The sequence below is a fragment of the Kitasatospora sp. NPDC004723 genome (genome assembly GCF_040609255.1).
In the GTDB taxonomy this organism is placed as follows: Bacteria; Actinomycetota; Actinomycetes; order Streptomycetales; family Streptomycetaceae; genus Kitasatospora.
Genome location: NZ_JBEXJT010000047.1, coordinates 39202 through 66170 on the forward strand (window position 1 = coordinate 39202; position 26969 = coordinate 66170).

At 72.6% G+C, this 26969-nt stretch carries 25 protein-coding genes; 10 read left to right on the top strand and 15 right to left on the bottom strand.

What is annotated here, in order from left to right:
• Positions 1-56: 56 nt before the first annotated feature.
• The 4 genes from ABZW10_RS31565 to ABZW10_RS31580 form a co-directional block, all read right to left on the bottom strand.
• A complete protein-coding gene (locus ABZW10_RS31565; RefSeq protein WP_355372764.1) occupies positions 57-1409 on the bottom strand; it encodes a hypothetical protein in 1353 nt (450 codons plus the stop codon).
• On the bottom strand, positions 1406-1981 hold the full coding sequence (locus ABZW10_RS31570; RefSeq protein ID WP_355372766.1) for a DUF6114 domain-containing protein: 576 nt from the start codon (positions 1979-1981) through the stop codon (positions 1406-1408). Before ABZW10_RS31570 ends, ABZW10_RS31565 begins: the two co-directional genes overlap by 4 nt.
• A 129-nt stretch (positions 1982-2110) precedes the next feature.
• The gene (locus ABZW10_RS31575; protein WP_355372768.1) at positions 2111-2773 is read right to left on the bottom strand and encodes a DUF6230 family protein; all 663 of its coding nucleotides are present in this window, start codon (positions 2771-2773) and stop codon (positions 2111-2113) included.
• Positions 2774-3375: 602 nt separating this feature from the next.
• Complete coding sequence (locus ABZW10_RS31580; protein ID WP_355372771.1) at positions 3376-4374, bottom strand: tetratricopeptide repeat protein; 999 nt, start codon at positions 4372-4374, stop codon at positions 3376-3378.
• Between the two features lie 365 nt (positions 4375-4739).
• Between ABZW10_RS31580 and ABZW10_RS31585 the strand changes: the two genes are divergently transcribed.
• Positions 4740-5393 carry a TetR/AcrR family transcriptional regulator gene (locus ABZW10_RS31585; RefSeq protein ID WP_355372774.1) on the top strand — a complete coding sequence of 218 codons (654 nt, stop codon included), beginning with the start codon at positions 4740-4742 and terminating at the stop codon, positions 5391-5393.
• A gap of 74 nt (positions 5394-5467) precedes the next feature.
• Here ABZW10_RS31585 and ABZW10_RS31590 read toward each other — a convergent pair whose 3' ends face one another.
• The 3 genes from ABZW10_RS31590 to ABZW10_RS31600 all read right to left on the bottom strand — a co-directional run bounded on the left by ABZW10_RS31590 (position 5468) and on the right by ABZW10_RS31600 (position 8298).
• A complete protein-coding gene (locus tag ABZW10_RS31590) occupies positions 5468-7153 on the bottom strand; it encodes a methylmalonyl-CoA mutase family protein (protein WP_355372776.1) in 1686 nt (561 codons plus the stop codon).
• A gap of 187 nt (positions 7154-7340) precedes the next feature.
• Positions 7341-7709: a DUF3817 domain-containing protein gene (locus ABZW10_RS31595; RefSeq protein WP_355372778.1), complete on the bottom strand. Its 369-nt coding sequence runs from the start codon at positions 7707-7709 to the stop codon at positions 7341-7343.
• Between the two features lie 49 nt (positions 7710-7758).
• Positions 7759-8298, bottom strand: a complete 540-nt coding sequence (locus ABZW10_RS31600; protein ID WP_355372781.1) for a MarR family transcriptional regulator — start codon at positions 8296-8298, stop codon at positions 7759-7761.
• A gap of 490 nt (positions 8299-8788) precedes the next feature.
• Here ABZW10_RS31600 and ABZW10_RS31605 point away from each other — a divergent pair, with 490 nt between their 5' ends.
• Entirely contained in the window at positions 8789-10426 is a 1638-nt protein-coding gene (locus ABZW10_RS31605) for a M4 family metallopeptidase (protein WP_355372784.1), read from the top strand.
• 406 nt (positions 10427-10832) lie between these two features.
• Positions 10833-12434: a M4 family metallopeptidase gene (locus tag ABZW10_RS31610; RefSeq protein WP_355372787.1), complete on the top strand. Its 1602-nt coding sequence runs from the start codon at positions 10833-10835 to the stop codon at positions 12432-12434.
• Positions 12435-12528: 94 nt separating this feature from the next.
• Here ABZW10_RS31610 and ABZW10_RS31615 read toward each other — a convergent pair whose 3' ends face one another.
• Positions 12529-12903 (bottom strand): DUF3817 domain-containing protein, encoded by a 375-nt coding sequence (locus ABZW10_RS31615; protein ID WP_355372789.1) that lies wholly within the window; start codon positions 12901-12903, stop codon positions 12529-12531.
• 141 nt (positions 12904-13044) lie between these two features.
• Here ABZW10_RS31615 and ABZW10_RS31620 point away from each other — a divergent pair, with 141 nt between their 5' ends.
• From ABZW10_RS31620 to ABZW10_RS31635, 4 genes are all read left to right on the top strand, one after another.
• On the top strand, positions 13045-13683 hold the full coding sequence (locus ABZW10_RS31620; protein WP_355372792.1) for an AIM24 family protein: 639 nt from the start codon (positions 13045-13047) through the stop codon (positions 13681-13683).
• The gene (locus ABZW10_RS31625) at positions 13683-14333 is read left to right on the top strand and encodes an AIM24 family protein (RefSeq protein ID WP_355372795.1); all 651 of its coding nucleotides are present in this window, start codon (positions 13683-13685) and stop codon (positions 14331-14333) included. Before ABZW10_RS31620 ends, ABZW10_RS31625 begins: the two co-directional genes overlap by 1 nt.
• A gap of 299 nt (positions 14334-14632) precedes the next feature.
• A complete protein-coding gene (locus ABZW10_RS31630) occupies positions 14633-15439 on the top strand; it encodes an AIM24 family protein (RefSeq protein ID WP_355372830.1) in 807 nt (268 codons plus the stop codon).
• Positions 15440-15560: 121 nt separating this feature from the next.
• Positions 15561-16085: a MarR family transcriptional regulator gene (locus ABZW10_RS31635; protein ID WP_355372797.1), complete on the top strand. Its 525-nt coding sequence runs from the start codon at positions 15561-15563 to the stop codon at positions 16083-16085.
• A 46-nt stretch (positions 16086-16131) separates the two neighbouring features.
• Here ABZW10_RS31635 and ABZW10_RS31640 read toward each other — a convergent pair whose 3' ends face one another.
• Both ABZW10_RS31640 and ABZW10_RS31645 read right to left on the bottom strand, forming a co-directional pair.
• Complete coding sequence (locus ABZW10_RS31640; protein ID WP_355372800.1) at positions 16132-16596, bottom strand: anthrone oxygenase family protein; 465 nt, start codon at positions 16594-16596, stop codon at positions 16132-16134.
• A gap of 74 nt (positions 16597-16670) precedes the next feature.
• Positions 16671-18098 (bottom strand): MFS transporter, encoded by a 1428-nt coding sequence (locus ABZW10_RS31645; RefSeq protein ID WP_355372802.1) that lies wholly within the window; start codon positions 18096-18098, stop codon positions 16671-16673.
• Positions 18099-18265: 167 nt separating this feature from the next.
• Between ABZW10_RS31645 and ABZW10_RS31650 the strand changes: the two genes are divergently transcribed.
• Positions 18266-18772: a MarR family transcriptional regulator gene (locus ABZW10_RS31650; RefSeq protein ID WP_355372805.1), complete on the top strand. Its 507-nt coding sequence runs from the start codon at positions 18266-18268 to the stop codon at positions 18770-18772.
• Between the two features lie 4 nt (positions 18773-18776).
• Here the strand turns inward: ABZW10_RS31650 and ABZW10_RS31655 are convergent, their stop codons facing one another.
• Positions 18777-20522 carry an acyltransferase domain-containing protein gene (locus tag ABZW10_RS31655; RefSeq protein ID WP_355372807.1) on the bottom strand — a complete coding sequence of 582 codons (1746 nt, stop codon included), beginning with the start codon at positions 20520-20522 and terminating at the stop codon, positions 18777-18779.
• 262 nt (positions 20523-20784) lie between these two features.
• On the opposite strand from ABZW10_RS31655, the gene ABZW10_RS31660 reads away from it, so the two are divergent.
• Positions 20785-21825, top strand: coding sequence for a ketoacyl-ACP synthase III family protein (locus ABZW10_RS31660; RefSeq protein ID WP_355372810.1), 1041 nt, complete (start codon positions 20785-20787; stop codon positions 21823-21825).
• Positions 21826-21891: 66 nt separating this feature from the next.
• Here ABZW10_RS31660 and ABZW10_RS31665 read toward each other — a convergent pair whose 3' ends face one another.
• From ABZW10_RS31665 to ABZW10_RS31680, 4 genes are read right to left on the bottom strand one after another with little or no spacing between them, the layout of a single operon-like run.
• Entirely contained in the window at positions 21892-22668 is a 777-nt protein-coding gene (locus ABZW10_RS31665; protein ID WP_355372812.1) for a cyclase family protein, read from the bottom strand.
• A 48-nt stretch (positions 22669-22716) separates the two neighbouring features.
• The gene (locus ABZW10_RS31670) at positions 22717-24294 is read right to left on the bottom strand and encodes a class I adenylate-forming enzyme family protein (protein ID WP_355372814.1); all 1578 of its coding nucleotides are present in this window, start codon (positions 24292-24294) and stop codon (positions 22717-22719) included.
• Entirely contained in the window at positions 24291-25274 is a 984-nt protein-coding gene (locus ABZW10_RS31675) for an aromatase/cyclase (RefSeq protein WP_355372817.1), read from the bottom strand. Before ABZW10_RS31675 ends, ABZW10_RS31670 begins: the two co-directional genes overlap by 4 nt.
• Positions 25275-25319: 45 nt before the next feature.
• Entirely contained in the window at positions 25320-26108 is a 789-nt protein-coding gene (locus tag ABZW10_RS31680) for an SDR family NAD(P)-dependent oxidoreductase (protein WP_355372819.1), read from the bottom strand.
• Positions 26109-26314: 206 nt separating this feature from the next.
• Here ABZW10_RS31680 and ABZW10_RS31685 point away from each other — a divergent pair, with 206 nt between their 5' ends.
• On the top strand, positions 26315-26779 hold the full coding sequence (locus tag ABZW10_RS31685) for a nuclear transport factor 2 family protein (protein WP_355372822.1): 465 nt from the start codon (positions 26315-26317) through the stop codon (positions 26777-26779).
• The last annotated feature ends 190 nt before the right edge of the window (positions 26780-26969 follow it).

Consider the following 26969-nt stretch of genomic DNA (forward strand, 5'->3'; position numbering starts at 1 on the left):
GTGGGGCGGTCCCTCCGGAGGGAGGGGCCGCCCCACGGGCGTCGGGGGGCCGGGCCTCAGGCGTTCCCGGGGTAGGGCTGGTCGTCGTTGGACAGCCGCATGCCGGGGATCTTCAGGGTGCCGCCGAACTGGCCCGACTGGATCGCGGTCACCCCGGTCAGCTCGATCCACAGCGGCAGCTGGAGCTGGCCGATCAGGTCGTACAGCCACTGCGGCAGCGGGCCGTCGGGGGTGAGGGTGAGCTCGCCCAGGTCGATCGGGACCGGCAGGCCGAGCACCTTGGACAGATGGCCGGAGAGCCGTTCCACGTACATGGTCACCGGGCCCTTGCGCATGGTCGAGACCGAGCCGGGCGCGCCCTTCACGTGGAAGGTCTTGCCGTTGCCCTGCAGCGTCGACATGTGCAGGTTCTCGATGTCGACGCTCTCCACCTCGAACTTCAGCACCCGCTTGGTACCGGTGGGGGTCCGGACGTCGACCACGCCGAGCAGCACGGCGTGGTTCAGGGCGAGCCGGGTGGTCTGCAGGGTCCAGTTCTGGTCCGGGACCAGGATCGGGTTGTCGGCCGGCTTGCCGTTCGGGGCGAGCGCCTTGGTGTCGACCAGGCAGTTCGGGTCCTTGGACGGGGTGGCCGAGGGGCTGCCGGACGCGGTCGGCTTCGCGGCGGGGGTGGCGGAGCCGGAGGCGGTGGCGCCGGCGGACGGCTTCGCCCTGGCGGACGCGGTGGCGGAGGGCGTCGTCGACGCGGCCGGGGTGGTCGGCGTCGCCGGTCCGGCCGACGCGGTCGGCGTGGTCGGTGTGGTCGGCGTGGGCGTTCCCGGGGTGGCCGAGGGCGTGGGCGCCGCGCTGCCGGTCGGCACGGCCGTCGGGTCGGCGGCCGGGGTGCCGGCGGCGGTGGGGCTCGGTGAGCCGCCCGGGGTGACCAGGTGGGTGATGCCGCCGAGGAGGCCGTCGGCGAGGCCGGCCCGGACGACGCCGCCCTCGGGGTTCGCGCTCGCCCCGGCCGTCGGGGTCGCGGTCGCCGTCGCGGTCGCCGTCGCGCCGGCCGTCGGCTCCGGCACGGCCGTCGGGGCGTCCGTCGGCTCGGGCGTCCCGGCGGCCGGGGCCTCGGGCAGCGGCACGGACGGACCGGGGACCGGCGGCGGCAGCTCGCTCTTGGGCACCGGCGTCTCGGCCACCGCGGGCGACTGCGGCACGCTGTCCGGGGCGGTGGCGCACGGCTTGCCGGCGGTGGACTCGGCGATCGCCGGGTTCGGCGTGTAGGCGGCGGCCATCAGCAGCGCGGTCGGCACCGCGGCCATCGCCAGCGCCCGGCCGCGCAGCCGTGCCCGGACCGGTGTGCGGGGCGCCGCGTGCCGCGGCGATCGCTGCGCCGGGGCCTGCGGGAGCTCCTCGCGCGGCTCGCTCACCGGGCCTCCTCGGGCGCCGTGGCCTGCTGTGCCGGGACGGTGCCCTCGGTGGCCGCGGGCTCCTCGGTGGCCGTGGGCTCCTCGACGGGCTCCTCGGCCGCGGTGGCGGTGGCCGTCCCCCCGCCGGACGCAGCGGCGACCGCGGCCCCGGCCGGGTCGGTGGCCTGGAACGGCGCCCAGGCGATCATCAGACCGCCGCCGATCAGACCCGGCAGGATCGACATCCCGAAGCCGCCCAGGTTGGAGACCGGGATCGAGACCAGGGTGAGCAGGGTGGTGGCGATGCCCGCGAAGACCCGAACGACCGGCTGGAACCAGGCGGTCAGCCCGAGCACGATCAGCAGCACCCCGATGATCAGCGAGCCCGCGCCGGCGGTGGTGGCCATGGCGAGCGTCATGCCGTTCAACGACAGGTTGGCGTACGGGAAGTACATGATCGGGACGCCGGCGAGGACGGCCAGCAGCCCGCCGTAGAACGGCCGGGAACGGCGGAAGTCACGGAACGCCCGGCGGACCCACCTCAGGGGGTTCTCGCGTTCGGCGGGCCGCGGCTCGGCAAGGGTGCTGGACACGGAGCAGCTCCTCGATGGTGTGACGAGGTGAAACGGAAAGGGGGAGCCCGGGGACGGCGGCCCGTGCGGCCGCCGTCCCCCGCCCCCGACCCGCCGTCAGGCGGTCAGCCGGTCAGCCGAGGAACCGGCTCAGAAGCACTCGTGGTTGCCGTCGGTGTAGAGGTTGAGCTTCAGGCCCTTGAGCTTGAAGGTGCCCGCCGAGGTGGCCCACGCGGTCTGCTTCACGCCGTACAGGTCGGCGGTCTCCGCGGCCTGGGCGAAACCGGTCTTGCCGCTGGGCAGGCCGGAGCCGAGCGCGGACTTCCAGTTCTTGGTGGCCTCGCCGGTGAGGGTGGAGGCGTCCTGGCCGATGTTGATGTGGCCGAACTCGGCATCGGCCTCCAGGTAGTCGAGGTCGATCAGCAGGTTCCCGGCCTGGACCTGACGCGCTTCGTCCTCGCTGTCACCGGCCTCCAGGCGGAGGGTGACCTTCGGGAGCTTGAAGGGCAGCGGGATCACGTTCGGGTCGGTGACCAGCGACTGGCACATCCCCTTGATCCGGGCGGTGTCGAAGGCCGAGACCGCGACCGGGTGGGTCGTCTTGTCGGTCTGGACGTCGATCGAGCCGAACTGCGCGAAGTTGGTGCCGTGCAGCTCCTTCGCGGAGACCTTGAACTGCTGGCCCGAGATGCTGAACGAGGCGGCGAGCGCGCTGTTCGCCAGTCCGACGCCGACCGCGGCGGTGGCCGCGAGGCTCGGCACCATCACCAGGGCGAAGCGCTTCCAGCGGGTCTTGCCGTAGGTCCTGGACATGCGTGTCCTCCTTCTGGGACGTACATCTCCGGCTCCCCGGTGGCGGATGCCGCACCGATGGGGGCCTGGGATGGGAGAGAGCTACGTCCTCGGTAGCGGAGAGCGCCGTGGCGACACGGGCGGTCCCCCCGAGCGACAACCAGCGACCGCGCGGGCAGCGCGGCCGTACGAAGGACAGGAACCGCCGTGGGAGCGGATACCCCCCTGCCCTCTCGCCGGCGGCGGGACCGCCGGCCGCCCGGTGGGGATCCCCTCCTCCGGGTCCGCCGACCGGCTGCCGGCGGGGGTCGAAGTGTGGGGACCGGGCGTGCCGATGCTGCTCGAATCCCGGGCGAAGCACAAGAGGTTGCATTACTGACGGGTAATCCCACACGAGCGCGAATGATCATGAAATCGGCACCCTGGGCACGCAGCGTGACGAAATGGAGGATTCGTGAGGGCTAAACCCCTAGGAAACGGCAGCGAAACACCCGTGGACGGTCACATGTCGTGACCGTCCACGGGTGTTGTCAAGATTTGGTAAACCTCAGAGACGATGACCGCATTGTCGCCAAATCACCAGGCGGCACCGCAGGTCATCCGGCGTGTCACCCGACGCTGCGTCAGAACAGCACCCGGGCCAGCGCCTGGCGCGCCGCGGTGACCCTCGGGTCCTCCGGGCCGATCACCTCGAACAGCTCCAGCAGCCGCAGCCGGGCCGCGTCCCGGTCCTCGCCGAAGGTCCTGCCGACCGTCGTCACCAGCCGGCCGAAGGCATCCTCGACGTGCCCGCCGACCAGGTCCAGGTCGGCCGCCCGCAGCTGGGCCTCGATGTCCTTGGGGTCCGCCGCGGCGGCGGTCCGGACGGTCTGCAGGTCCAGTCCCTCGATCCGCTGCAGCAGCTCGGCCTGGGCCAGGCCGACCTTGGCCTCGGCGTTGCCCGGCTGGTCGGCCAGCACGTTCCGGTAGGCCTGGATCGCGCCGCTCAGGTCCCCCTGGTCGAGCGCGTCGTGGGCCGCGGACAGCGCCGGGTCCTCCGGACGGCGCGGGGCGGCGGCCTCCGCGCCCTCGACGGGCGCGCCGCCGCCGGCGCCGACGATGCCGAAGCGCTGCTCGGCGACCAGGATCAGCTGGTCCAGCACCTTGCGGACGTTGGCCTCGTTCTCGGCGCCCTGGAACAGCGGGACCAGCTGGCCGGCCACCACGGCCATCACGGCCGGGATGCCCTGGATGCCGAACTGCTGGGCGATCAGCTGGTTGGAGTCGACGTCGATCTTGGCGAGCACGATCCGGCCGGCGTACTCCTCGGCCAGGCGCTCCAGGATCGGGCTGAGCTGCTTGCAGGGCCCGCACCACTCGGCCCAGAAGTCGACCACCACCGGCACCTCGGTGGACCGCTGGACGACCTCCACCTCGAAGGTGTCCTCGGTGACGTCGACGACGAGCGGGTACCCGGTCCCGGCCGGGGCGTCCCCGGCCGCATCTCCGGCGCCCGCCTGGCGGGCCCGCTCGGCCCTGGCCTGCTCGGCCTTCTGGGCAGCCTCGCCGGCTGCCTTCACCGCGGCGAGGTCGACCGCACCACGCAGGGCGGCACTGTTGAGACGAGAATTCCGTGGCTGCATGGCACCATCCTCCCCCGCCCGCGCCGCTGGTGGGCACCAACCTCCCGGAAAACGCCCCGCGCGGGCTGCGCGGTCCCGATTCCCGGGGTGGCGGAGCCACTGCCCGATAGCCTGAACCGTTCGGCGCGGATCCCCATCCGCGCCCGCGCCGCTCCCGTCCCACGGGGACGCGGCGCCTGGTCGTCGCTTTCGCTACGAGTCGTAGCGTAACTGGACCCGGGGCACCCGCCGCAACCCCCGCCGGGGCCTGCCGGACGTGAGCTGGGCCACTTTCCGGCGCAGCCCGGCTGACCTGGACACGAAGAAGTCGCTACCGTTACCAGCCCCACCCAAGTTACTTACCGGTAAATCGCAGAGGAGGCCCGGTGCCGGCCCCCCAGCCATTCGTCCCGGAGACCCCGGAGACCGCCACCACCCGGGCCAAGGGCCGCCCGCGCAGCGCCGCCGCCGATCGCGCCATCCTGGACGCCACCCGCGAGGCGCTGGCCGAACTCGGCTGGGGCGGTCTCACCATGGGCCATGTCGCGACCCGCGCCGGGGTCGCCAAGACCACCCTGTACCGCCGCTGGCCGTCCAAGAACGAGCTGGTGGTGGATGCCGTCGCCAGCCTCTTCGACGAGCTGGTGATGCCCGACCTGGGCAGTCTGCAGGCCGACATCGAGGCCGTGGTGGCCCAGTTCGCGGATCTGCTGGCCCGCCCGGAGACCCAGGCGGCGCTGCTCGCCCTGTTCGCCGAGGGCACCCGCGACGGGCAGCTGCGCCGGCGGATCCGGGAGTCGATCGTCGACCCGCAGAAGCGGTTGGTCCGGCAGGGCCGCGCGGCCGCCCAGGCCCGCGGCGAGCTGGCACCGGACTGCGACGAGGCGACCACCCGCGAGGAGGTCGACATCATCTTCGACACCATCGCCGGGACGGTCGAGCACCGGGTGCTGGTCAGCGGCGAGCCGATCACCCCCGAGTGGACCCGGCGCTTCACCGGCCTGCTGCTCGGCCCCTTCCCGATCCCGCAGTCCGGCTGAGGCCGGGCACGGCGAAGGCCGCCCGGCACCCCGCGCAGGGGCGCCGGGCGGCCTTCACGCCCGTGCGGACCGGCTCAGAACCGGGCGGCCTCCCGGTAGATCCCCCACTCCTCGCGCAGCACGTTGCAGATCTCGCCCAGGGTCGCCTCGGCGCGCACCGCGTCCAGCATCGGCGGGATCATCGACGCGCCGGACCGCGCGGCGGCCAGCATCGCGTCCAGCCCGGCCCGGACCGCGGCCTCGTCCCGGCCCGCCTTGCGCGCGCCGAGCACCCGGACCTGCTCGCGCTCCACCTCGTGGCTGACCCGCAGGATCTCCAGCTCGGGGGTGACGCTGCGCGGGTGGCAGTTGACGCCGACGACCCGCTTCTCGCCCTTCTCCACGCCGCGCTGGTACTGGAAGGCGGCCTCGGCGATCTCACCGGTGAACCAGCCGTCCTCGATCCCGCGCAGGATGCCGGAGGTGATGGGACCGATCGCGTGGTCCTCACGGCCCTTGTCCAGGATCTTGCGGAAGATCTCCTCGGCCTGCTGCTCGATCCGGTCGGTCAGCGCCTCGACGTACCAGGAGCCGCCCAGCGGGTCGGCCACATTGGTGACACCGGTCTCCTCCATCAGCACCTGCTGGGTGCGCAGGGCGATCTCGGCGGCCTGCTCGGAGGGCAGTGCCAGGGTCTCGTCCAGGGCGTTGGTGTGCAGCGAGTTGGTGCCGCCGAGCACCGCCGAGAGCGCCTCGACGGCGGTGCGGACCACGTTGTTGTAGGGCTGCTGGGCGGTGAGCGAGACACCGGCGGTCTGGGTGTGGAACCGCAGCCACTGGGCCTTCTCGGTCTTCGCGCCGAACCGCTCGCGCATCCAGCGGGCCCAGATCCGGCGGGCGGCGCGGAACTTGGCGATCTCCTCGAAGAAGTCGAGGTGCGCGTCGAAGAAGAAGGACAGGCCGGGTGCGAAGACGTCCACGTCCAGGCCCCGGGACAGGCCCAGCTCGACGTAGGCGAAGCCGTCGGCCAGGGTGTACGCCAGCTCCTGCGCGGCCGTCGCCCCGGCCTCGCGGATGTGGTAGCCGGAGACCGAGAGCGGCTTGTACGCCGGGATCCCGTTGGCGCAGTACTCCATGAGGTCGCCGATCAGGCGCAGGTGCGGCTCGGGAGCGAAGAGCCACTCCTTCTGGGCGATGTACTCCTTGAAGATGTCGGTCTGGAGGGTGCCGTTGAGCACCGCCGGGTCGACGCCCTGCCGCTCGGCGGCGACCAGGTACATGCAGAAGATCGGCACGGCCGGGCCGCTGATCGTCATCGAGGTGGTGACCTCGCCGAGCGGGATGCCGCGGAACAGCACCTCCATGTCGGCGGCCGAGTCGATCGCGACGCCGCAGTGGCCCACCTCGCCGAGCGAGCGCGCGTCGTCCGAGTCGTAGCCCATCAGGGTGGGCATGTCGAAGGCGACCGAGAGGCCGCCGCCGCCCGCCTCCAGGATCATCCGGTAGCGCTCGTTGGTCTGCTCGGCGTTGCCGAAGCCGGCGAACTGGCGGATGGTCCAGGTCCGGCCGCGGTAGCCGGTCGGGTGCAGGCCCCGGGTGTAGGGGTACTCGCCGGGCCAGCCGATCCGCTCGAAGCCCTCGTAGGCCTGTCCGGGGGCCGGGCCGTAGACCGGCTCGACCTCGTCCCCGGAGAGGGTGGTGAAGTCCGCGTCCCGCTTGCGGGCGCTGTCGTACCGCTGCTGCCAGCGCTGCCGCCCGCGCTCGATCTCCTCGGCGTCCATGACCCCGAACTCCGCTCCGTACGGCCGCCACGCCAGCGGGCGGCACAGCTATTAGGACGTCCTACCAATTTACTCGGACGTCCTAGTACTTGTCGACGGACGTCGCCCACCGACCACGCGGGCATGCGAAAGGGCGCCCTCCCCCGGACGGGGAAGGGCGCCCTTCGGATGTGCCCCGGGGCTTCGCTCAGACGCCGGCGGGCTGGCGGGCGGCGTCACCGGCGGGCAGCTTGGCGGCGGCCTCGGCGACCACCTTGCGCTCGGCGACGAAGGAGGCGAACGGGATGCAGCCGGCGGCCAGGGTGAAGACCATCCGGCCCAGCGGCCACTTGAGCTTCTGACCGAGCAGGAAGGTCACCACGAAGTACCCGATGTAGAGGTAGCCGTGCAGCATCGCGACGTAGGTGGTCACGTCCTCGGCCGCGTGGAAGCCGTACTTCGCGACCATGAAGCCGCAGAACACCAGCAGCGCCACACCGGTCGCAATGGCCAGGGCGCGGTACCAGCCCAGCAGGGGGGTCGCCTTCATCGTCTTCATCGCCTCGCTCGGCAGCATCGGGGGGTACGTCCGGATCCGCGCACCGCTCACACGAGGGTAGCCGCCCTCACGCCCCCGGCCGCGCAGCCCCCTCGCCGGACGGCTCGGCGAAGTCGCCCGCCGCCACCCGCAGCGGGCGGAGCAGCTCGAAGACCTCCCGGCACTGGTCGGCGTCGTACTCCTCCAGGCCGAACTCCATCGCCATGAGCTCCCGGGTGGCGCCCTCGACGACCTCGCGCCCCCGGCCGGTGATCGCGGCGAGCACCCCGCGGCCGTCCAGCGGGTTGGGGCGGCGGGCGACCAGGCCGGCCCGCTCCAGGCGGTCGACGGTGTTGGTGACGCTGGTCGGGTGCACCATCAGGCGCTCACCGATCTTGGAGAGCGACAGTTCGCCGGTCCGGCTGAAGGTGAGCAGCACGAGCGCCTCGTAGCGGGCGAAGGTCAGCCCGTACGGCTTGAGCACCGCGTCCACACGGGAGAGCAGGATCTGGTGGGCCCGCATGACCGAGGTGATCGCCGCCATCGCGGGGACGGTCCCCCAGCGGCGGGTCCACAGCTCGTCGGCGCGGGCGATCGGGTCGAAGTCGAGTGCGAGGGGCTTGGCCACCTCCTTACCGTACCGGCGGGCACGGGGAGGGCTACCAGGCGTCCTGATGGTGGACAAGCGCGACACGTGGCGGGAACCCGCCAGTCGACCTGTCAGGTACGGACCAGCACGTTGCCGGGGTGTGAACGGGCACCAACCATCCGCGCGGACGGGCCGGTTGACCCCCGCGGCGGCCTCCACCCCGCCACCGGGCGTCGGTTCGGACGGTAACCCGCCGAACGGCGGGGCGGTTCGTCCCGTTCGTCACGCCGTTCACCTTCCGCCGCGTTGGCGAGACCTGGCCAATTCGTGAACGAGACCTGTCATTTCACTTGTTGGATTGTCATGCTTTCCGCCAGCCCCGTTCGGTGGCCACCGCCCCACCCACCGGTGACCACCGTGGACCGCACGGAGCAGCACGTCAGCGCCCGTTCCGCCCCTCAGGTGCCAAGCCCGGCACCCCGGAGCGCGGCGCGACCGCGCACACGCGGTTTCCCGGAAGGACCTGTACGTGAAGCGAAAGCTCGCAGCCGGCGCCGTACTCTCCGCCACCGCCCTCGTCACCGGCGTCATCCAGGTGAGCACCACCGCCCAGGCCACCCCCACCCCCTCGGTCCAGGCGCAGGCCGCGCAGCAGCGCGCCGACCTGATCGCGCTGGCGAACGGTCAGGCCGATCCGCTGACCAAGGCCCTCGGGCTGGGCGGCCAGGAGAAGCTGGTCGCCAAGGACGCCGTGGTGGACGCCAACGGCACCCGCCACCTCCGCTTCGAGCGCACCTACGCCGGCCTGCCGGTGCTCGGCGGCGACCTGGTCGTGCACCAGGCCGCCGACGGGGCCGTCAAGGCGGTCGACAAGGCCGTCACCGCGCAGATCGCGGTGCCCAGCCTGACCCCGGGGATCCCCGCCGACCGGGCCGCCGACCAGGCCACCGGCGCGGTGCAGTCCACCGTCGGCATCGCCGCCGACAAGGACGAGTCGCCGGTCACCCGGGTGCACCGGGCCGGCGCCGCCCAGCTGGTCGTCTGGGCCGCCGACGGCAACCCGCGGCTGGCCTACCGGACCACCGTCGAGGGCGTCCGCGCCGACGGCACCCCCAGCAGCCAACTGCTGGTCACCGACGCCGCCACCGGCCAGGTCCTCTCCAGCCACGAGCAGGTGCAGACCGCCACCGGCACCGGCACCGGCGTCTTCGTCGGCACCGTCCCGCTGACCACCACCCAGAGCGGCTCGACCTACTCGCTCAAGGACGCCTCGCGCGGCGGCCAGTCCACCAGCGACCTCAAGGGCAAGACCTCCGGCTCCGGCACCCTCCTCACCGACACCGACAACGTGTGGGGCGACGGCACCGCCGCCAACCGCCAGTCGGCCGCGGTGGACGCCCAGTTCGGCGCGGCGGCCACCTGGGACTACTACAAGAACACCTTCGGCCGCAACGGCATCAAGAACAACGGCGTCGGCGCCACCAGCCGGGTCCACTACGGCCGGAACTACGTCAACGCGTTCTGGAACGACTCCTGCTTCTGCATGACGTACGGCGACGGCACCAACAACACCAACCCGCTGACCGCGCTGGACGTCGCGGGCCACGAGATGACCCACGGCGTCACCTCGGCCACCGCCGGCCTGAACTACTCGGGCGAGTCCGGCGGCCTCAACGAGGCCACCTCGGACATCTTCGGCACCATGGTCGAGTGGTACGCCAACCTCCCCGCCGACAAGCCGGACTACCTCATCGGCGAGGAGATCGACATCAACGGCGACGGCACCCCGCTGCGCTACATGGACAAGCCCTCCAAGGACGGCGCCTCGGCCGACTCCTGGTCCTCCTCGGTGGGCGGCCTGGACGTCCACTACTCCTCGGGCGTGGCCAACCACTTCTTCTACCTGCTGTCCGAGGGCAGCGGCGCCAAGACCGTCAACGGGGTCGCCTACGACAGCCCGACCTCCAACGGCTCCACCGTCACCGGCATCGGCCGGGACAAGGCGGCGGCGATCTGGTACCGCGCGCTGACCGTCTACTTCACCTCGACCACCAACTACAAGGCGGCCCGCACCGGCAGCCTGAGCGCGGCGGCCGACCTCTACGGCGCCGGCAGCGCCGAGTACAACGCGGTGGCGGCCGCGTGGAGCGGGGTCAACGTCAACTGACGCCCGCCGAGGGAGACGTCCGGGGCCCCACTGGGAGGGGAGGCCCCGGACGTCTCCGCTCCCTTCGCCCGCGTAGCAACGCCGGACGGGGGCGGCAAGACTCGCCGCTGGCGGGAACCCGCCAGCGGACCAACCGGGACGAACCGGTCAACTGTCGTACCCGAACCCATCCGTGCGGGTCTTGGCGAGACCTGGCCAATCCCCGGCGGCGACCTGTCCTTCCACGCCCTTTGTTGTCATGCTTCTGACCAAAGCCCCGTCCGGACGCCCGTCGCCCCCACCCATCGACGGTGCGTCAGGCCGCACGGGACCAGCACGTCCGCGCCCTACCGCCCCTGGCGCCGACCCCGGCGCCCCGGTACGTGGCGTGACCGCGCACCCGCGGTTTCGTGGAAGGAACCCGTACGTGAAGCGAAAGCTGACAGCCGGCGCCGTACTCTCCGCCTCCGTCCTGCTGGCCGGCGCCATCCAGGTCGCCGCCGCCCCCGCCCACGCCGCCCCCGTCCAGCAGCGCGACTCGCTCATCGCGCTGGCCGGGCAGCAGGCCGCCCCGGTGGCCCAGGCGCTCGCCCTCGGCGGCCAGGAGAAGCTGGTCGTCAAGGACGTGGTGGTCGACGCCAACGGCACGCGCCACCTGCGCTACGACCGCACCTACGCCGGCCTGCCGGTGCTCGGCGGCGACCTGGTCGTCCACCAGAAGGCCAACGGCACGATCGCCTCGGTGGACCGGGCCTTCGACGGCCGCCTCGCACTGGCGAGCCTGACCCCGGCGATCTCCGCCGGCACCGCCTCCGCCCAGGCCGTCGACTCGGTCCGGGCCACCGTCGGCATCGCCCCGACCGACAAGGACGCCTCCCCGGTCACCCGGGTCGACGGCGCCGGCACCCCGGCCCTGGTGGTCTGGGCCGGCGACGGCAGCCCGCGGCTGGCCTACCGGACGGCGGTCCACGGCGAGCGGGCCGACGGCACCCCGAGCCGCCAGCAGCTGGTCACCGACGCCGCCACCGGCCAGGTGCTCTCCAGCCACGAGGAGGTGCAGACGGTCAACGGCACCGGCAAGGGCGTGCACGTCGGCACCGTCACCCTCAACACCACCCAGAGCGGCGCCACCTACCAGCTCAAGGACCCGGCCCGCGGCAACCAGTGGACCGGCAACGCCAAGAACAACAACGCGCTGTACACCGACGCGGACAACGTCTGGGGCAACGGCCTCGCCACCGACACGCAGTCCGCCGCGGTCGACGCGCAGTTCGGCACCGGTGCCACCTGGGACTTCTACAAGAACACCTTCGGCCGCAGCGGCATCCGCAACGACGGCGTCGGCGCCAGCAACCGGGTGCACTACGGCAACGCCTACATCAACGCCTTCTGGCAGGACTCCTGCTTCTGCATGACCTACGGCGACGGCCAGAGCAACACCCACCCGCTGACCGCCCTCGACGTGGCCGGCCACGAGATGAGCCACGGCGTCACCTCGGCGACCGCCAACCTCACGTACCTCAACGAGTCCGGCGGCCTCAACGAGGCCACCTCGGACATCTTCGGCACCCTGGTCGAGTGGTACGCCAACATCCCCTCCGACGTGCCGGACTACCTGATCGGCGAGAAGATCGACATCAACGGCAACGGCACGCCGCTGCGCTACCTGGACAAGCCCTCCAAGGACGGCAAGTCCCCCGACGCCTGGTACGCCGGGATCGGCGGCCTTGACGTCCACTACTCCTCGGGCGTGGCCAACCACTTCTTCTACCTGCTGTCCGAGGGCAGCGGCGCCAAGGTGATCAACGGCGTCAGCTACAACAGCCCGACCTCCAACGGCTCCACCGTCGCCGGCATCGGCCGCGACAAGGCCGCCGCCATCTGGTACCGCGCGCTGACCGTCTACTTCACGTCGAGCACCAACTACAAGGCGGCCCGCACCGCCACCCTGAACGCCGCCAGGGACCTCTACGGCGCCCCGGAGGTCAACGCGGTGGCCGCGGCGTGGAGCGCGGTGAACGTCAACTAGCGACGAACGGACCACCCCCGGAAAAGACGGCAGGCTGCCGGGGCCCACTGGGAGAGGGGGCCCCGGCAGCCTGCCGGCGCGTTGCGGGGAGGAGTCAGGCCGCGGCCGGCACCGCGACCTCGCCGCGCTCCTCCTTGGCGAGCATCCGCTCGGCCACGAAGCCGCCGCCGGGCAGCACCGAGAGGATGAACAGCAGGGCGCCGCGCTTGACGTCCCACTTCTGCGTCTGCCAGGCCATGATCCAGAAGACGACGTACAGGATGAACAGGATCCCGTGGATCATGCCCATCACCGGTACGGCGTTGAAGTCGGTGGTGCGCTTGAGCAACGAGCAGAGCAGCAGGAGCAGGAAGGAGACCCCTTCGGGGCCGGAGACCAGGCGCAGGCGGTGGACGGCGCTGCTGTTCACGATGGGTACCTCGATACGCGGGGGGCTCTGGGGATCGCTTGTGAACCGGCTCACAAGCATCCGGTCCATTATCACCGATCACCTGTCCGAACCAATCGGCGGGGGTGGTACCGGAGCCCGGCCGGCCGCTTTGTCGCAGACGCGTACCAGAACACCGCCGCCCCCTCCCCCGCCGTGCCCGCCGACCGCTAGATTGCGGCCGTGGCACAGTTTCGACTCCAGGGGTCAAAGACGCTCGCCGTCGACATGACCGGCGATTCCGTGAAGGCCAAGAACGGTTCGATGGTCGCGTACACCGGCCAGATGAACTTCAAGAAGCTCAGCGGGGGCGGTGACGGCCTGCGCGGCATGGTGACCCGTCGGCTCACCGGTGAGCAGATGACGGTCATGGAGGTGAAGGGACAGGGCACCTGCTACTTCGCCGACCAGGCCACCGAGATCAACCTCGTGCGGCTGAACGGCGAGACGCTGTACGTCGAGTCCGACAACCTGCTCTGCACCGAGGGCACCCTGAAGACCGGCACCACCTTCACCGGTCTGAACGGCCTGTCCGCCGGCAACGGCCTGTTCACCACCAAGGTCGAGGGCCACGGCTGGGCCGCGGTCACCTCCAAGGGGCCGGCGATCATCCTGCGGGTCTCGCAGGGCACACCGCTGCGGGTCGACCCGGGGGCGTACGTCGCCCACACCGGCAACCTCAACCGCTCCATCAAGTCCGGCGCCGGCTGGAGCACCTTCATCGGCGAGGGCGGCGGCGAGGCCGTCCAGGTGGAGTTCACCGGCGAGGGGCTGGTCTACGTGCAGCCCTCCGAGAAGCTGACCATCGGGGGCGACGTCTGATGGCGTTCACGAAGATCAACAGCAAGATGATCGAGGCCCGGGTCGTCCCGGGCCAGCGGCTGTTCAGCCAGCGCGGCGCAATGCTCGCGTACACCGGCGAGGTGAAGTTCACGCCGAACATCACCGGCGGCCAGGGCGGCGTGATGTCGATGATCGGCCGCCGGGTGGCCAACGAGGACACCCCGCTGATGACCGTCGAGGGCCAGGGCAGCGTGATGTTCGGCCACGGCGGCCACCACGTGCACGTGATCGACCTGACCGGCGACACCCTGTACGTCGAGGCGGACCGGCTGCTGGCCTTCGAGGGCTCGCTGCAGCAGTCCACCATGTTCATGGGCTCGCAGGGCGGCGTGATGGGCATGGTCCGCGGCCAGGTGACCGGCCAGGGCCTGTTCACCACCAAGCTCGACGGCAAGGGCTCGGTCGCGGTGATGGCGCACGGCGGCGTCTTCGAGCTGCCGATCACCCCGCACCAGCCGGTGCACGTCGACCCGCAGGCCTACGTCGCGCACCGCGGCCAGGTCCAGAACAAGCTGTCCACCGCGCTCGGGTGGCGCGACATGATCGGCCGCGGCTCCGGCGAGGCGTTCCAGCTGGAGCTGTCCGGGAACGGCACGGTGTACGTGCAGGCGAGCGAGGAGAAGCTCTGATGTCCTACCCTCCGCAGCCCCCGTACGGCCAGGACCCGTACGGCCAGCCGACCCAGCCCGGCCACCCCGCCGCGCCGCCCGGCTACCCGCCGCCCGGCCAGCCCTACCCACCCCAAGGGCAGCCGTATCCGCCGCAGGGGCAGCCCTACCCGCCGCCGCCCGGCCAGCCGTACCCCCAGCAGGGCCAGCCCTACCCGCCGCAGGGCTACCCCCAGCAGGGCGGCTACCCGCCGCCCCCGCCGCCCGCCCAGCCGCCGCAGCAGTACGCCCAGGAGCAGTACGGCGGCGCGCAGGCCCCGCTGCCCACGGCGCAGGACGGCTCCGGCCCGGTGGTGCACGACGCGCACAGCCTGCCGTCCAACGACAACGTCAACCCGTACGCCTTCTCGGTGGACCTCAACGGCCCGTACTTCCTCCAGAAGGGCAAGATGATCGCCTACTACGGCGACATCTCCTTCAAGGGCGTCGGCTCCGGCGCGGCCGACCGGCTGCTCGGGCACTTCAACTCCCCCATGCACGCGGCGGACTGGGTGGTCGCCGAGGGCCGCGGCAAGCTGCTGCTGGCCGACCGGGCCTTCGACCTGAACTCCTACGACCTGGAGAACGGGAACCTGACGGTCCGCTCGGGGAACCTGCTGGCCTACGAGCCCACCCTGAAGCTCAAGCAGTCGATCATCCCCGGGTTCCTGACCCTGATCGGCACCGGCAAGTTCGTCGCCGCCTCGAACGGGCCGGTGCACTTCGTCGAGCCGCCGATCCGGGTGGACCCGCAGGCGCTGGTCGGCTGGGCGGACTGCCCGGCGCCGTGCCACCACTACGACCACGACTACATGCACGGGCTGATCGGCGGCCTGCGCCGGCTCACCGGGCTCGGCGGGGCCTCCGGCGAGGAGCACCAGTTCGAGTTCATCGGCGCCGGCCAGGTGCTGCTGCAGTCGAGCGAGGTCCTGATGGCCGAGCGCTCGGTGGGCGAGGTGCATGCCGAGGCCGGGGTGCCGATGGGCGGAGTGCCGGGCCAGCACGGCTCGGGCAACAGTCAGTTGCCCAACATGAACGTGCCCGGACTCGGTAACCTGGGCAACCTCGGACGGCGCTTCGGGCTCTGACCGCACGGCCACGGCGCGATCCGGCCACCCCGCACGCGCCGTGGCCGGATCGCGTCGGCCGTCCGGCGGGAGCACCGGGAGAGTCGTACAACATTGAACTAAATGCGGTATCGTGGGACCCATGGAGACGCACACGATCGACCCCGCCGACATCTCAGCCCCCCCGGCCGAGGGGCCCGAGGAGGAGACCCCGTGGCTCACCGCCCGGGAGCAGCGGTTGTGGCGCGCCCACCTGGAGGTCGCCAAGCTGCTGGACTACCAGCTCAGCCGTGAACTCCAGCCGCACAACCTCGCGATCAACGACTACGAGATCCTGGTGGTGCTCTCCGAGGCCCCCGAGCGGCGGATGCGGATGACCGACCTGGCCACCGCCACCCTCCAGTCGAAGAGCCGGCTCTCGCACCAGATCACCCGCATGGAGAACGCCGGCCTGGTGCTGCGCCAGGAGTGTCCCGGCGACCGCCGCGGCCTCTACGCCCACCTCACCGAGCAGGGCTGGGAGACCATGCAGCGGGTCGCGCCGTGCCATGTGCGCAGCGTCCGGGCGCACTTCATCGACCGCTTCTCCGCCGAGCAGCTCGACGCGATGTACGAGGCGCTGGCGCCCGTCGCCGAGCACCTGCGGGGCCTGCGCGGCCGGGCGTAGCGCCACCGCGCGGCCCGGGCGGCCCACGGTGGCGCCGGGCCGCCGACTACTTCAGGCCACCCGCCGCGAGCAGGCCGAAGGCGGCCACCGCGAGCGCGGTGCGCGCGGCGTGCAGGGCGTTCCAGCGCGCCTCGAACCCCTGCCGCAGCGCGTGCCAGTCCGCCTCGGCGACCGGGCTCCCGGCGGCCAGCCGGGCGTTCAGCGGGACGTTGCCGAGCAGGGTGACGGCGATCGCGCCGGCCGCGCAGAGCGCCGCCGCACCCAGCAGCCAGGTGCGCCTACCGCCGCCGAAGCCGCCCGCGAGGACGGCCCACGGCAGCAGCGCCGTCCCGGCCAGCACCACCAGGAACGGCGGGCTGGGGACCGCCTCGTTCAGGTGCCGCATCGCGACGACGTAGGCCCGGTCGTCGAGCCGCGCCAGGGCGCGGACCACGGCGAAGGCGTAGCAGAAGCAGAATCCGGCGAACAGGCCGGTGCAGACCAGGGCGAGCAGCATGACCGGACGTGCCACGGCGGCCGAACCTCTCGGTCGTGGGCGCGACCCCCCGGGCGGTTGCCCGGTGGGTCGCGCCGGTACGGAACGGGTCAGATCTCGATCTCGCTGAGGACGGCACCGCCGGGGCGGCCCACCGCCTCCTTGACCGGCTCGCCGGCCGGTCCGGCCGGCGCCCCTGCGGCCTGCGCCGCCGGACCGCCCTTGATGAACAGCGCGGAGATGCCGCCGAGCAGGACCACCGCGGTGCCGACCCACAGCGCCGGGGCCAGGCCGTCGGTGAAGCTCTGGGCACTGCCGTAGCCGCCCTCGGCGGTGAAGATCGAGGCCAGCACGGCGATGCCGAAGACGCCGCCGAGCTCGCGGATGGCGTTGTTGGCGCCGGAGGCGATGCCCTCCTCGGCGCGGCCGACCGAGCCGAGCACCAGGTTGGCGACCGGGCCGTAGTAGAGGCCCATGCCGAGGCCGTTGGCGATGAAGCCGGGGATCAGGACGGCGTAGGACGCGGTCGGGGTGACCACCATGGCCAGGTAGAGGATGCCGGCGGCCTGGAGGAAGAGGCCGGCCGCGACGATCGGCTTGCCGCCGATCTTGTCGGACAGGATGCCGCTGGCCGGGGCCGCGAGCAGGGTCATGCCGGTCCAGGTGAGCATCTTGACGCCGGCGCCGAGCGGCGAGGCACCCTGCACGGTCTGCAGGTACTGGGTGATCAGGAAGATCACGCCGAACATGCCGAAGTACATGAAGAGCGAGGCCAGGTTGGCCGCCGTGAAGGTGGCGCTGCGGAAGAAGCGCATCGGCAGCATCGGGGCGGGCGTGCGGGCCTCCCACCAGACGAAGGCGGCGAAGAACAGCACGCCGGCGGCCAGGCTGGCGACGATCTGGCCGTCGGTCCAGCCGCGCTCGCCGGCCCGGACCATGCCGAGCACCAGACCGAGCATGCCGAGCCCGGCGAGCAGGGTGCCGACCAGGTCGAGCTTGGCACTCGGGCCGTGGCTCTCGGTGAGCCAGCCCGGGATGAGCGCCAGCAGGACGATGCCGATCGGCACGTTGATCCAGAAGATCCAGGACCAGGAGAGGTTGTTCAGCACCAGGCCGCCGGCCAGCGGGCCGAGCGCGACGGCCAGGCCGCCGATGCCACCCCAGGCGCCGAGCGCGGCACCGCGCTTCTCGGGCGGGAAGGCGGCGGAGAGCAGGGTCAGGGTGAGCGGCAGCACGATGGCCGCGCCGAGGCCCTGGACGACCCGGGCGGCGATCAGCGTCTCGATGCTGCTGGAGAGCGCGGCGAGCGCGGAGGAACCGGTGAAGATCGCCAGTCCGATCGCGAAGAGCCGCTTGCGGCCGAACCGGTCGGCGACCGCCGAAGCGATCATCAGGAAGACCGCGAAGGTCAATGTGTAGCCATTGACCGTCCATTCCAGGCCCTCGACGTCCGTGTGCAGTTCCTCGCGGATGCTCGGCAGCGCCGTGGTGACGATCAGGTTGTCCAGCGAGGCCATGAACAGGGCGATCCCGACCACGATCGCAGTCCGGACGGGATGCCCGCGGGTCGCCGAATCAGCCGAGAGAGTTACGCGTTCGGACATGACGTCCCCTCAGGAGGTACGCGCCGCGCACAAGGGGGCGCGTTGAGATTAATTAACTTGGAAACCGTTCCGAGCGGCAATGTATCCGTATGATGGTTTCCATGTCAATCAAAAAATCGGCGTCCCTCCCCCTGGGGATCGCCCCGCCGGAGGCCGGCGAGGCCGGCTTCCAGGCCTGGATGACCGTCGTCCACGCGTTCTCGCTGGTCTCCAAGACCCTCGACCGTGAGCTGATGGACGCCCACGGGATCTCGCTGGCCTGGTTCGAAGTGCTGGCCCGGCTGCACCGCCGGCCGGAGGGGCGGCTGCGGATGCAGGAGCTCTCCCAATCGCTGGTGGTGTCCAAGGCCAGCGTCACCAAGCTGATCGACCGGATGGAACTGGCCGGCCTGGTCCACCGGCAGACCGCCACCGACGACCGCCGGGTGACCTACGCCGTGATCACCGATACCGGACGGATCACCCTCACCTCGGCCCTGCCCACCCAGATCGGCAACATCCGCCGGCACTTCGGCCAGTTCCTCTCGACGGAGGAACTGGACACGCTGCGCGGGCTGCTGGAGAAGGTCGTATCCGGCCAGGCCACCCTGGGCGGCCGGGCCGGTTGACACCTCACTTGGGTGGCTGCAGGGCGTCCCGGTCCAGGTCGTGGCCCTCCACCCAGAGCCGGCCGGCCCCGGACAGCAGCGCCCGCCGGTCGTCCTCCGGCGTTCCCGGCCGGGTCGGCAGCAGCGCCGTGACGGCGCTGCGCCCGGACCGGACCGCCGGATGCCGGCGGGCCAGGGCGGCGAGCCCCTGCCCGGGGCCGGCCTCGACCAGCAGGTGGTCCCCGTCGGCCAGCAACCTGTTCAGCGCCGGACCGAACAGCACCGGTCCGGCCAACTGCCCCGCCCAGAAGGCGGGATCGGCGACCTGCTCGGCGGTCAGCGGACCGCCTCCGGCCGCCGAATGGACCGGGATCGAGGGCAGGTTGCGACGCACCGCGGCGAACGAGGGTGTGGAGGCCGCCGCGTACGGGGCGAGCGCCGGGCTGTGGAACGCCTTGTGGGACCTGGCCGGACGGCAGGTGATGCCGTCGTCCTCCAGCGCCCCGGCCACCTTGGCCAGCTCGGCGTCCGGCCCGGCCAGCAGGCACTGCCGCGAGCTGTTGACCGCGCCCACCACCACGTCGCCGACCAGGTACGGCGCCAGCCGGTCCGCGGCCGCCGCCACCGCCAGCATCCCGCCCGGCGGGGCGTCCGCCACCAGTTCCACCCGCTCGCGGACCAGCCGGACCGCGTCCGGCAGGGTGAACACACCTGCCAGGGTCGCCGCCACCATCTCGCCGATGCTGTGCCCGAGCAGGGCGTTCGGCCGCACTCCCCAGCTCATCACCAGCCGGCCCATCGCGTAGCCGACCGCGAAGAGCAGCGGCTGGGAGTACTCGGTCGCGTCGACCGGTTCGCCGGACAGCCAGACGTCGCGGACCCGTTCGCCGTCCTCCAGCAGGAGCAGCACCGCGTCGACGGCGGCGGTGAACACCGGCTCGTGGCCGTACAGCCCGGCGCCCATCCGCGGATACTGCGAGCCCTGACCGGGGAAGAGCAGCGCGACGCCCCGGCGCTCGGTCACGGTGCCGCGCAGCACCGGGTCACCGGTCCGCAGCGCCGCCACCACCTCCTCCCGCGAGGCGGCCACCAGGCAGCCGCGGACCGGCTCGACCGGCTGCCCGAAGAGCTCCGGCAGCGGTACGGGCCGCTCCCCGGTCGACTCCAGCGCCCTCAGCACCTCGTCGCGCATCCGCTCCTCGGCGTCGGCGTCCTGCGCCGACCAGGCGTGCAGGTACGGCCCGACACCGGGGCTGCGGCTGAGCCGCTCGCCCGGGGGCATCAGCAGCACCGCCCGGCCGTCGGTGGGCTCGGGGCCGGGCCGCAGCACCGCGTCGGCCGGCCACGCCCCCCAGCCGAACAGCGGACGCAGGTCGCTGATGGCGGAGACCGGCTCCCCTTCGGGGACGGCCGGCGGCCAGGAGCAGGCGCGCAGCAGGCCGAGCACCCGCTCACCCTCGGCCAGCGCCTCCACCGAGCGGCGCAGCACCACGGCGGCGACGGCTCCGGGCTGCGGCTCGTGCAGGCCGACCGCGACCACGGTGTCCGCCTCGCCGCGCTCCAGCGCCCGGCAGGCGGCGAACAGCGCGGCCCGGGAGTCGGCGACCGACTCCACCGGGTAGGGCCCGGCCGGGTCCACCGCGTACGGGCCGGCCACCACGAAGCGGGTCCGGACCGGCAGCCGTTCCGGGCCGACGCCGAGCCAGATCAGCAGCAGAGCGGCCCAGCCCGGTGCGGCGAAGGCGTCGGCAGCCCCCTTCAGCCGGACCATGCCCCTGACAATTGCGCAGTCCTGATCGACCATGACGCCGCCCCACCCATCGAGAATCCACCGGCCGCCCCGACGGCGGTCCGGGTACTCGACCCTGTCGCCCACACCTCCGAGACCGCTGGAACTCCGCTGGAGAGGCCCCGCCACCAGCATCTCTCCAGCCCGGTTCGAGGGCAGATCGAGCCGTCCCGCACAGGGTGGGAGACGGCTGCTGCCCGTCAACCGGCCGGGCGGCCCGGCCGGTTCGAGCAGTGGAGGACGCATGAGGTACGAGGACGTGTACGTAGCGGCGACCGGCAGCGCGCTGCCGCCGGGCATGCCGGTGGAGGAGGCACTGGCCGCCGGCCTGGTCGACCGGCGCATCGCCGTCTCGACCGGCATCCGGTCGATCGCCGTCGCCGGGCCGGGTGACTCCCCGCCGGAGCTGGCCGCGCGCGCCGCCGCCGACGCGCTGGCCCGCAGCGGCCACACGCCCGCGGAGGTGCAGCTGCTGCTGCACGCCACCGTCTGGTACCAGGGCCACGACCTCTGGCCGCCGGCCTCGTACGTGCAACGGACGGCGATCGGCAACCAGTGCCCGGCCGTCGAGGTCCGGCAGATGTCCAACGGCGGCATGGCCGCGCTGGAGCTCGCCGCCGCGTTCCTCGGCTCCCCCGCCGGCCGGCGCGACACGGCCGCGGTGCTCACCGCCGCCGACCGGTTCGCCGGGCCGCACTTCGACCGCTGGCGCAGCGACCCGGGCACGGTCTACGGGGACGGCGGCTCGGCGCTGGTGCTCAGCCGCCGGGGCGGCTTCGCCCGGCTGCGCAGCCTGGTGACCGTCTCCGACCCGGAGCTGGAGGGCATGCACCGGGGCGACGACCCGTTCGGGACCGGCCTCGGCGCGCTGCGTTCCCCGGTCGACCTGGACCCGCTGAAGCGCCAGTTCCTGGCCACCGCCGGCAAGTCCTTCGTCCTGGCCCGGACCCTGGCCGGCCAGGAGACCGCGCTCAAGCAGGCGCTGGCCGAGGCCGACACCGGCCTCGACGGCATCGCCACCCTGGTGCTGCCGCACTTCGGCCGGCGCCGGCTGCAGGCCGTCTTCCTGGAACGCCTGGACGTCGACATCGCGCGCACCACCTGGGAGTTCGGCAGCGGCGTGGGCCACCTCGGCGCGGCCGACCAGTTCGCCGGACTGGACCACCTGGCCGCCACCGGGCGACTGCGGCCGGGCGAGCGGTGCCTGGTGATGGGCGTGGGGGCGGGCTTCACCTGGTCCTGCGCGGTGCTGGAGATCGAGCAGCGGCCGGCCTGGCAGGACTGACGTCCGCGGCTCCTACGACGAGGGAGGGTCCGCCCCACCGGGCGGACCCTCCCTCGTCGTGCCGGTTCAGTCCTCGACCGTGGCCACCGCACGGGTCCAGCCGGCGCCGGCCCGGGCGATCTTCACCGGGAAGCAGGTCACGGTGAACCCCGACGGCCGGGGCAGCGCGTCCAACCCGCCCAGTCGCTCGATCTGGCAGTACTCCCGCTCCCGGCCGGCGAAGTGCGCGGGCCAGAGCACGGAGCGGTCACCGGTCTCGCGGTAGCGGCGGATGATGTCCGAGAACGGCGCGTCCAGGCTGAACGCGTCCGTCCCGATCACCTTGACGCCGAAGTCCAGCAGGAAGTTCACCGCGGAGCCGTCCAGCCCGGTGAACTCGGTGAAGTACCGCTGGGTGCCGACCCACGCGGAGGCTCCGGTGTGGATCAGCGCGATGTCCAGCGGCTGCGGCTGGTAGCCGATCCGGTCCAGCTCCTCGGCCAGCACCCCGGCGTCCACCGCACCGGTGCCGGCGCCGCGCACGTCCAGGACGAAGGCCGGGCGCTGGAACCAGTCGAGCGGCATCTCGTCGATCGTCCGCGGCGGGCCGCCGTGCCCGGTCCGGGTGCCGTAGTGCGAGGGGGCGTCGACGTGGGTGCCGATGTGGGTGCTGACGGTCAGGATGTCCTGGTTGAGGAACTCGCCGTCCGGCAGTACCGCCGGGTCGAGGTCGACCCCGAACTGCTCGCGCATCCCGTCGGTCATGTAGACGGCCGCCTCGGCCGGTGTCATGACCTTGTGCTCCATCGGCTCCGCCTCCCAGAAGTCGGCGTCGATGGGCGAGGACAGGTCGATCAGTCGCATGCTCTCGTCTCCCGCAGCGTTGTCGGTCGGTTCACTCGGTACCGGTGCTCACCGGACGCGCTTGCGCAGCGCGGTCCGGTCCACCTTGGTGTTGGCCAGCCGGGGCAGCTCGTCCAGCACCTCCACGCGGTACAGCCGCTGGTGCGGCTCCACCAGGGCGTTGACCCGCTCGCGCAGCCCCTCCACCAGGGCGGCCAGGGCCTCCGGGCCGGCCGGCCGGTGCGCCGGTCGGAGCACCACGAAGGCCACCGGCACCAGCTCCCCGTCATGCGGTGCGTCCACCGCCGCGCACTCGGCGACCTCGGGCTCCTCGGCCAGGAAGCACTCGATCTGCCCGGGGGCGACCAGGACGCCGCCGGTGGTGAAGACGTCCCGGACCCGGTCGAGGAAGAACAGGCTGCCTTCCTCGTCCAGGTAGCCGACGTCACCGGTGGAGAGCCAGCCCCGCGCGTCGACGGCCTCCTCGGGTTGCGGCACCAGGTAGCCCTTCATCACGTTCGGGCCCTGCACCTGGATCTCGCCGATCGCGTGCGGGGCCACCGGGAGCCGCGACTCCAGGTCGACGATCCGCAGCCGGCTGCCGGGCAGCGGACGGCCCACCGAGCCGGGCCGGGGCGCCGAGAGCAGGTCCGAGGCGGCCAGCGAGGAGGTCTCGCACATGCCGTAGCCCTGGAGCATCGGGACGCCGAACTGCCGGTCCAGCGCGCGCAGCACGGTGGGGCGCAGCGGGAAGCCGCCGGACGCCACCATCCGTACGGTGGCCAGCTCCAGCTCGCCCAGCCGAGGGTGGCCGGAGAGCTGGATCAGCCGGAACGGCAGGGTGTAGAAGTGCGTCGCCCGGTACTCGTTGGCGTGGCCCACCGCGTCCACCACGTCCCCGCCGGAGAGGACGTGGGTGGCGCCCACGTGGGTCGAGGCGTTCATGTGCATCGGGTGGTAGAGCGGCAGCCCGTTGAGCACCACCGAGCCGGCGTCCTGCTCGTGCGCGGTGGACAGCTGCACGGCGCCGGTCAGCAGGTTGCGGTGGCTGAGCCGCACCGGCTTGGGCTTGCGGGTCGAGCCGCTGGTGAACAGGACGCAGGCGGTGGCCTCGCCCCGGCTCGGTACCGGCGCGGGGCCGGCCGGCCGCTCGGCCAGGAGGTCCAGCACGGACGGGACGCCGTCCTGGGCGGGGCCGATCAGCAGCACGTGCTCCAGGTCGGGCAGCCGGTCGCGCAGCGGCGCCAGCCGCTGGTACACCTCGGGCGTCACCACGGCGGCCCGGGCCCGCGAGAGGCTGAGCGCGTGCTCCAGCATCTCGGCGCTGTACAGGTGGTTGGCCGGGTTGACCACGTTGCCGCTGCGGATGATGCCGTAGTAGAGCGCCGGGAACTCGGGGACCAGCGCCATCGAGAGCAGTACTGGCGCCCCATCCGAACCGAGCAGCCCGGCCAGGCCGCGGGCGTAGGCGTCGGCCTGGCGGTCCAGTTCGGCGAAGGTGACCTCCCCGGCGCCGGGGACGATCACGGCCGGGCGGTCGCCGAACCGCTCGGCGGCCCGGGTGAGCAGTCCGTCCACGCTGCCGCCGGGGACGGGCGGGAGCTCGGCCCCGTGGCTGAGGAACGGCTCGGTGGTCAGGTCGCTCACAGGTTCTCCCCGGGGGTGGCGTGGGCACGGGCGTGGCGGAGCGTGGTGCGGCTGTTGGTGCCGAGCGCGGTGCGGACGGCGGCCCGGGCCCCGGCGTAGTCGGTGTCCGGCCCGAAGGCGGTGGCCAGCGCGGCCGGGTCGAGCACCACCGAGTGGCGCGAGGTGACACGGACGCCGCCGTCCACCGGGGTGAACAGCCACTGACCGGTGTGCGCCGTCATCACCGGCGGCAGACCGGTCTGCTTGTAGACGATGCGGTCCGGGAAGCAGAGCCGGACGGACTTGGTGGTGTGGACGGAGCCGTCGGCGGCGAGGGTGTCCATCTCCATCGTCTGGACGCCGTCCTCGTCCTCGGTGAGGTCCAGCCGGGACACGTGCGGCAGCCGCTGCGGCCACAGGTCGGAGCGGTGCAGGAACTCGTACACCGCGGCCGGGTCGGCGCCCGGCATCTCCTCGGTGTCCTCGAAGCTGAAGGACAGCTCGCCGGCCGTGTCGCCGAGTTCGGCGGCGGCCCGCAGGGCGGCCAGCTCGGCGGTGGAGTTCCGGTCGCAGGCCTGCTCGATCCAGCGGACGGCCTGCTCGTCGTCCTCGTCGACGGCCCGCCAGAAGTGGTCCAGCTCGACCAGGGTGGTGCCGTCGGCCTGCTCGGTGAGCCGCCAGGCGCCGCCCATCGCGGCCACCGGGCTGCTGGAGCGCTCCTGCCGGAAGGACACGCGGAGCCCGGCCGGGTCGAGCTGCCGCAGCGACGTCCAGTTCCGGACCTCACCGTTGGCGAAGGCCCAGAGCCGGATGCGCTCCTGCCCGTCGACCGGTTCGAGCCGCTCGGCGTGCACGGTCGGCCCGAAGACCTGGGGCCAGGCGGTGACGTCGGCGACCAGGTCGTAGACGGCCTTGGCGGGTGCCGCCACGGTGACCGTGTGCGTCACCTCGTGGGTGGCGCCGGCCGCGGGCAGGCCGGTCTCGGCGGTGTTCTCTGCCATGGGTACTTCCCCCTCGTGGATCGTCCGGCCGGTGGCGCGGGCCGGTCAGTAGTTGCCGAGGCCGCCGCAGACGTTGATCGCCTGCGCCGTGATGGAGGCGGCCAGGTCGGTGGTCAGGTAGCCGACCAGGCCGGCCACCTCCTCCGGCGTGGTGTAGCGGCCCAGCGGGATGCGCGCCTCGAAGCGCCGCAGGACGTCCTCGGGGGTGGTGTCCCAGACGGCGGCGTAGCCCTTGCGCACCTCCTCGGCCATCGGCGTCTCGACGAAGCCCGGGCAGACGGCGTTGACGGTGATCCCGGTCTTGGCCAGCTCCAGGCCGAGCGCCTTGGAGAGGCCGACCACGCCGTGCTTGGAGGCGGAGTACGGCGCCGCCAGTACCACGCCCTGCTTGCCGCCGGTGGAGGCGATGTTGATGATCCGGCCGCGGGACAGCTCCTGCATCCGGCCGGTGGTGAGCACCTCGCGGACCATCCGGAAGGTGCCGTTGAGGTTGGTGTCGATCACCGACTCCCAGAGCTCGTCGGCGAGCTCCGCCGTGGTGCCGCCGCCGCCCCGGCCGGCGCTGTTGACCAGCACCTCGACCGGGCCGAACGCATCCACCGCGGCGGCTGTGAACCCGCCGACGCTCCGTACGTCGCGGACGTCCAGCCGGGCGCCGGCGGCCTGGATCCCCTCGCCCACCAGCTCCTTGACGGTCGCCTCGACCACCGCTTCGTCGCGCGCGCCGACGAACACCCGGTACCCCGCCGCGCCGAGGTGCCGGGCCACCGCCAGGCCGATCCCACTGGTGCCGCCGGTGACCACCGCGCTGCCGCGGTTCCGCTCCCCGCCCATTGCCACTCCGTCCGTTCGGTTCCGTGGCCGACCCCGCGAACGGACCGGCGCGGTCTCGATGCTCACGGGCGCTGCTCAAGGGCCGCTGGAGCCGGACTGGACGCGGCGGACAGGTCCAGTCCGGCTCCAGCGGCCCTCCAGCGGCGCCCGACAGGCTCGGCGGACGCCGGAGCGCCCGTGCCGAGGCAGACCCGAGGAGACGTCACATGACCGCACTGTTCGACACCGCGACGACCGCCGGGGCCGTCGACACCGCGCTCCACCTGGAGATCCAGCACTTCTACGCCCGGCACATGCAGGCCGTGGACCTGGGCGACGTCGCCGCCTGGGCCGCCGGCTTCACCGAGGACGGCGTCTTCTCCACCAACGCCTTCCCGGAGCCGGTGGTCGGCCGGGCCGCGATCGAGGCGGCCACCGCGGCGGGCGAGGAGGCCCGCAAGCCGACCGGGGTGATCCGCCGCCACGTGCTCACCACGCTGGCCCTGGAGCCGGCTGCGGACGGCTCGGTGCGGACCCGTTCGTACGTGATGGTGCTGGAGACCCTGCCGAAGGCGCGCACCGAGATCTACTGCAGCACGCTCTGCGAGGACGTGCTGGTCCGTGGCGAGCACGGCGGCTGGCTGATCCGCAGCCGGCACATCCTGCGCGACGACCTGATCGCGCGCGACTGAGCCCGGCACCGCCGTCCGCCCCCACCGGCCGGGTCGGCGGGGGCGGCGGGCTACCGGCGCACGACAACGGGAGAAGCGCCCGGACCGGGGGTCCGGGCGAGCAGGGCGAGCGGGACTCGCTCGGCTACTTCGCGCTGCGCCGGGACAAGGCGGTGATCTTCTCGCCGAGCGGTAAGGCGGCGATCGCCTA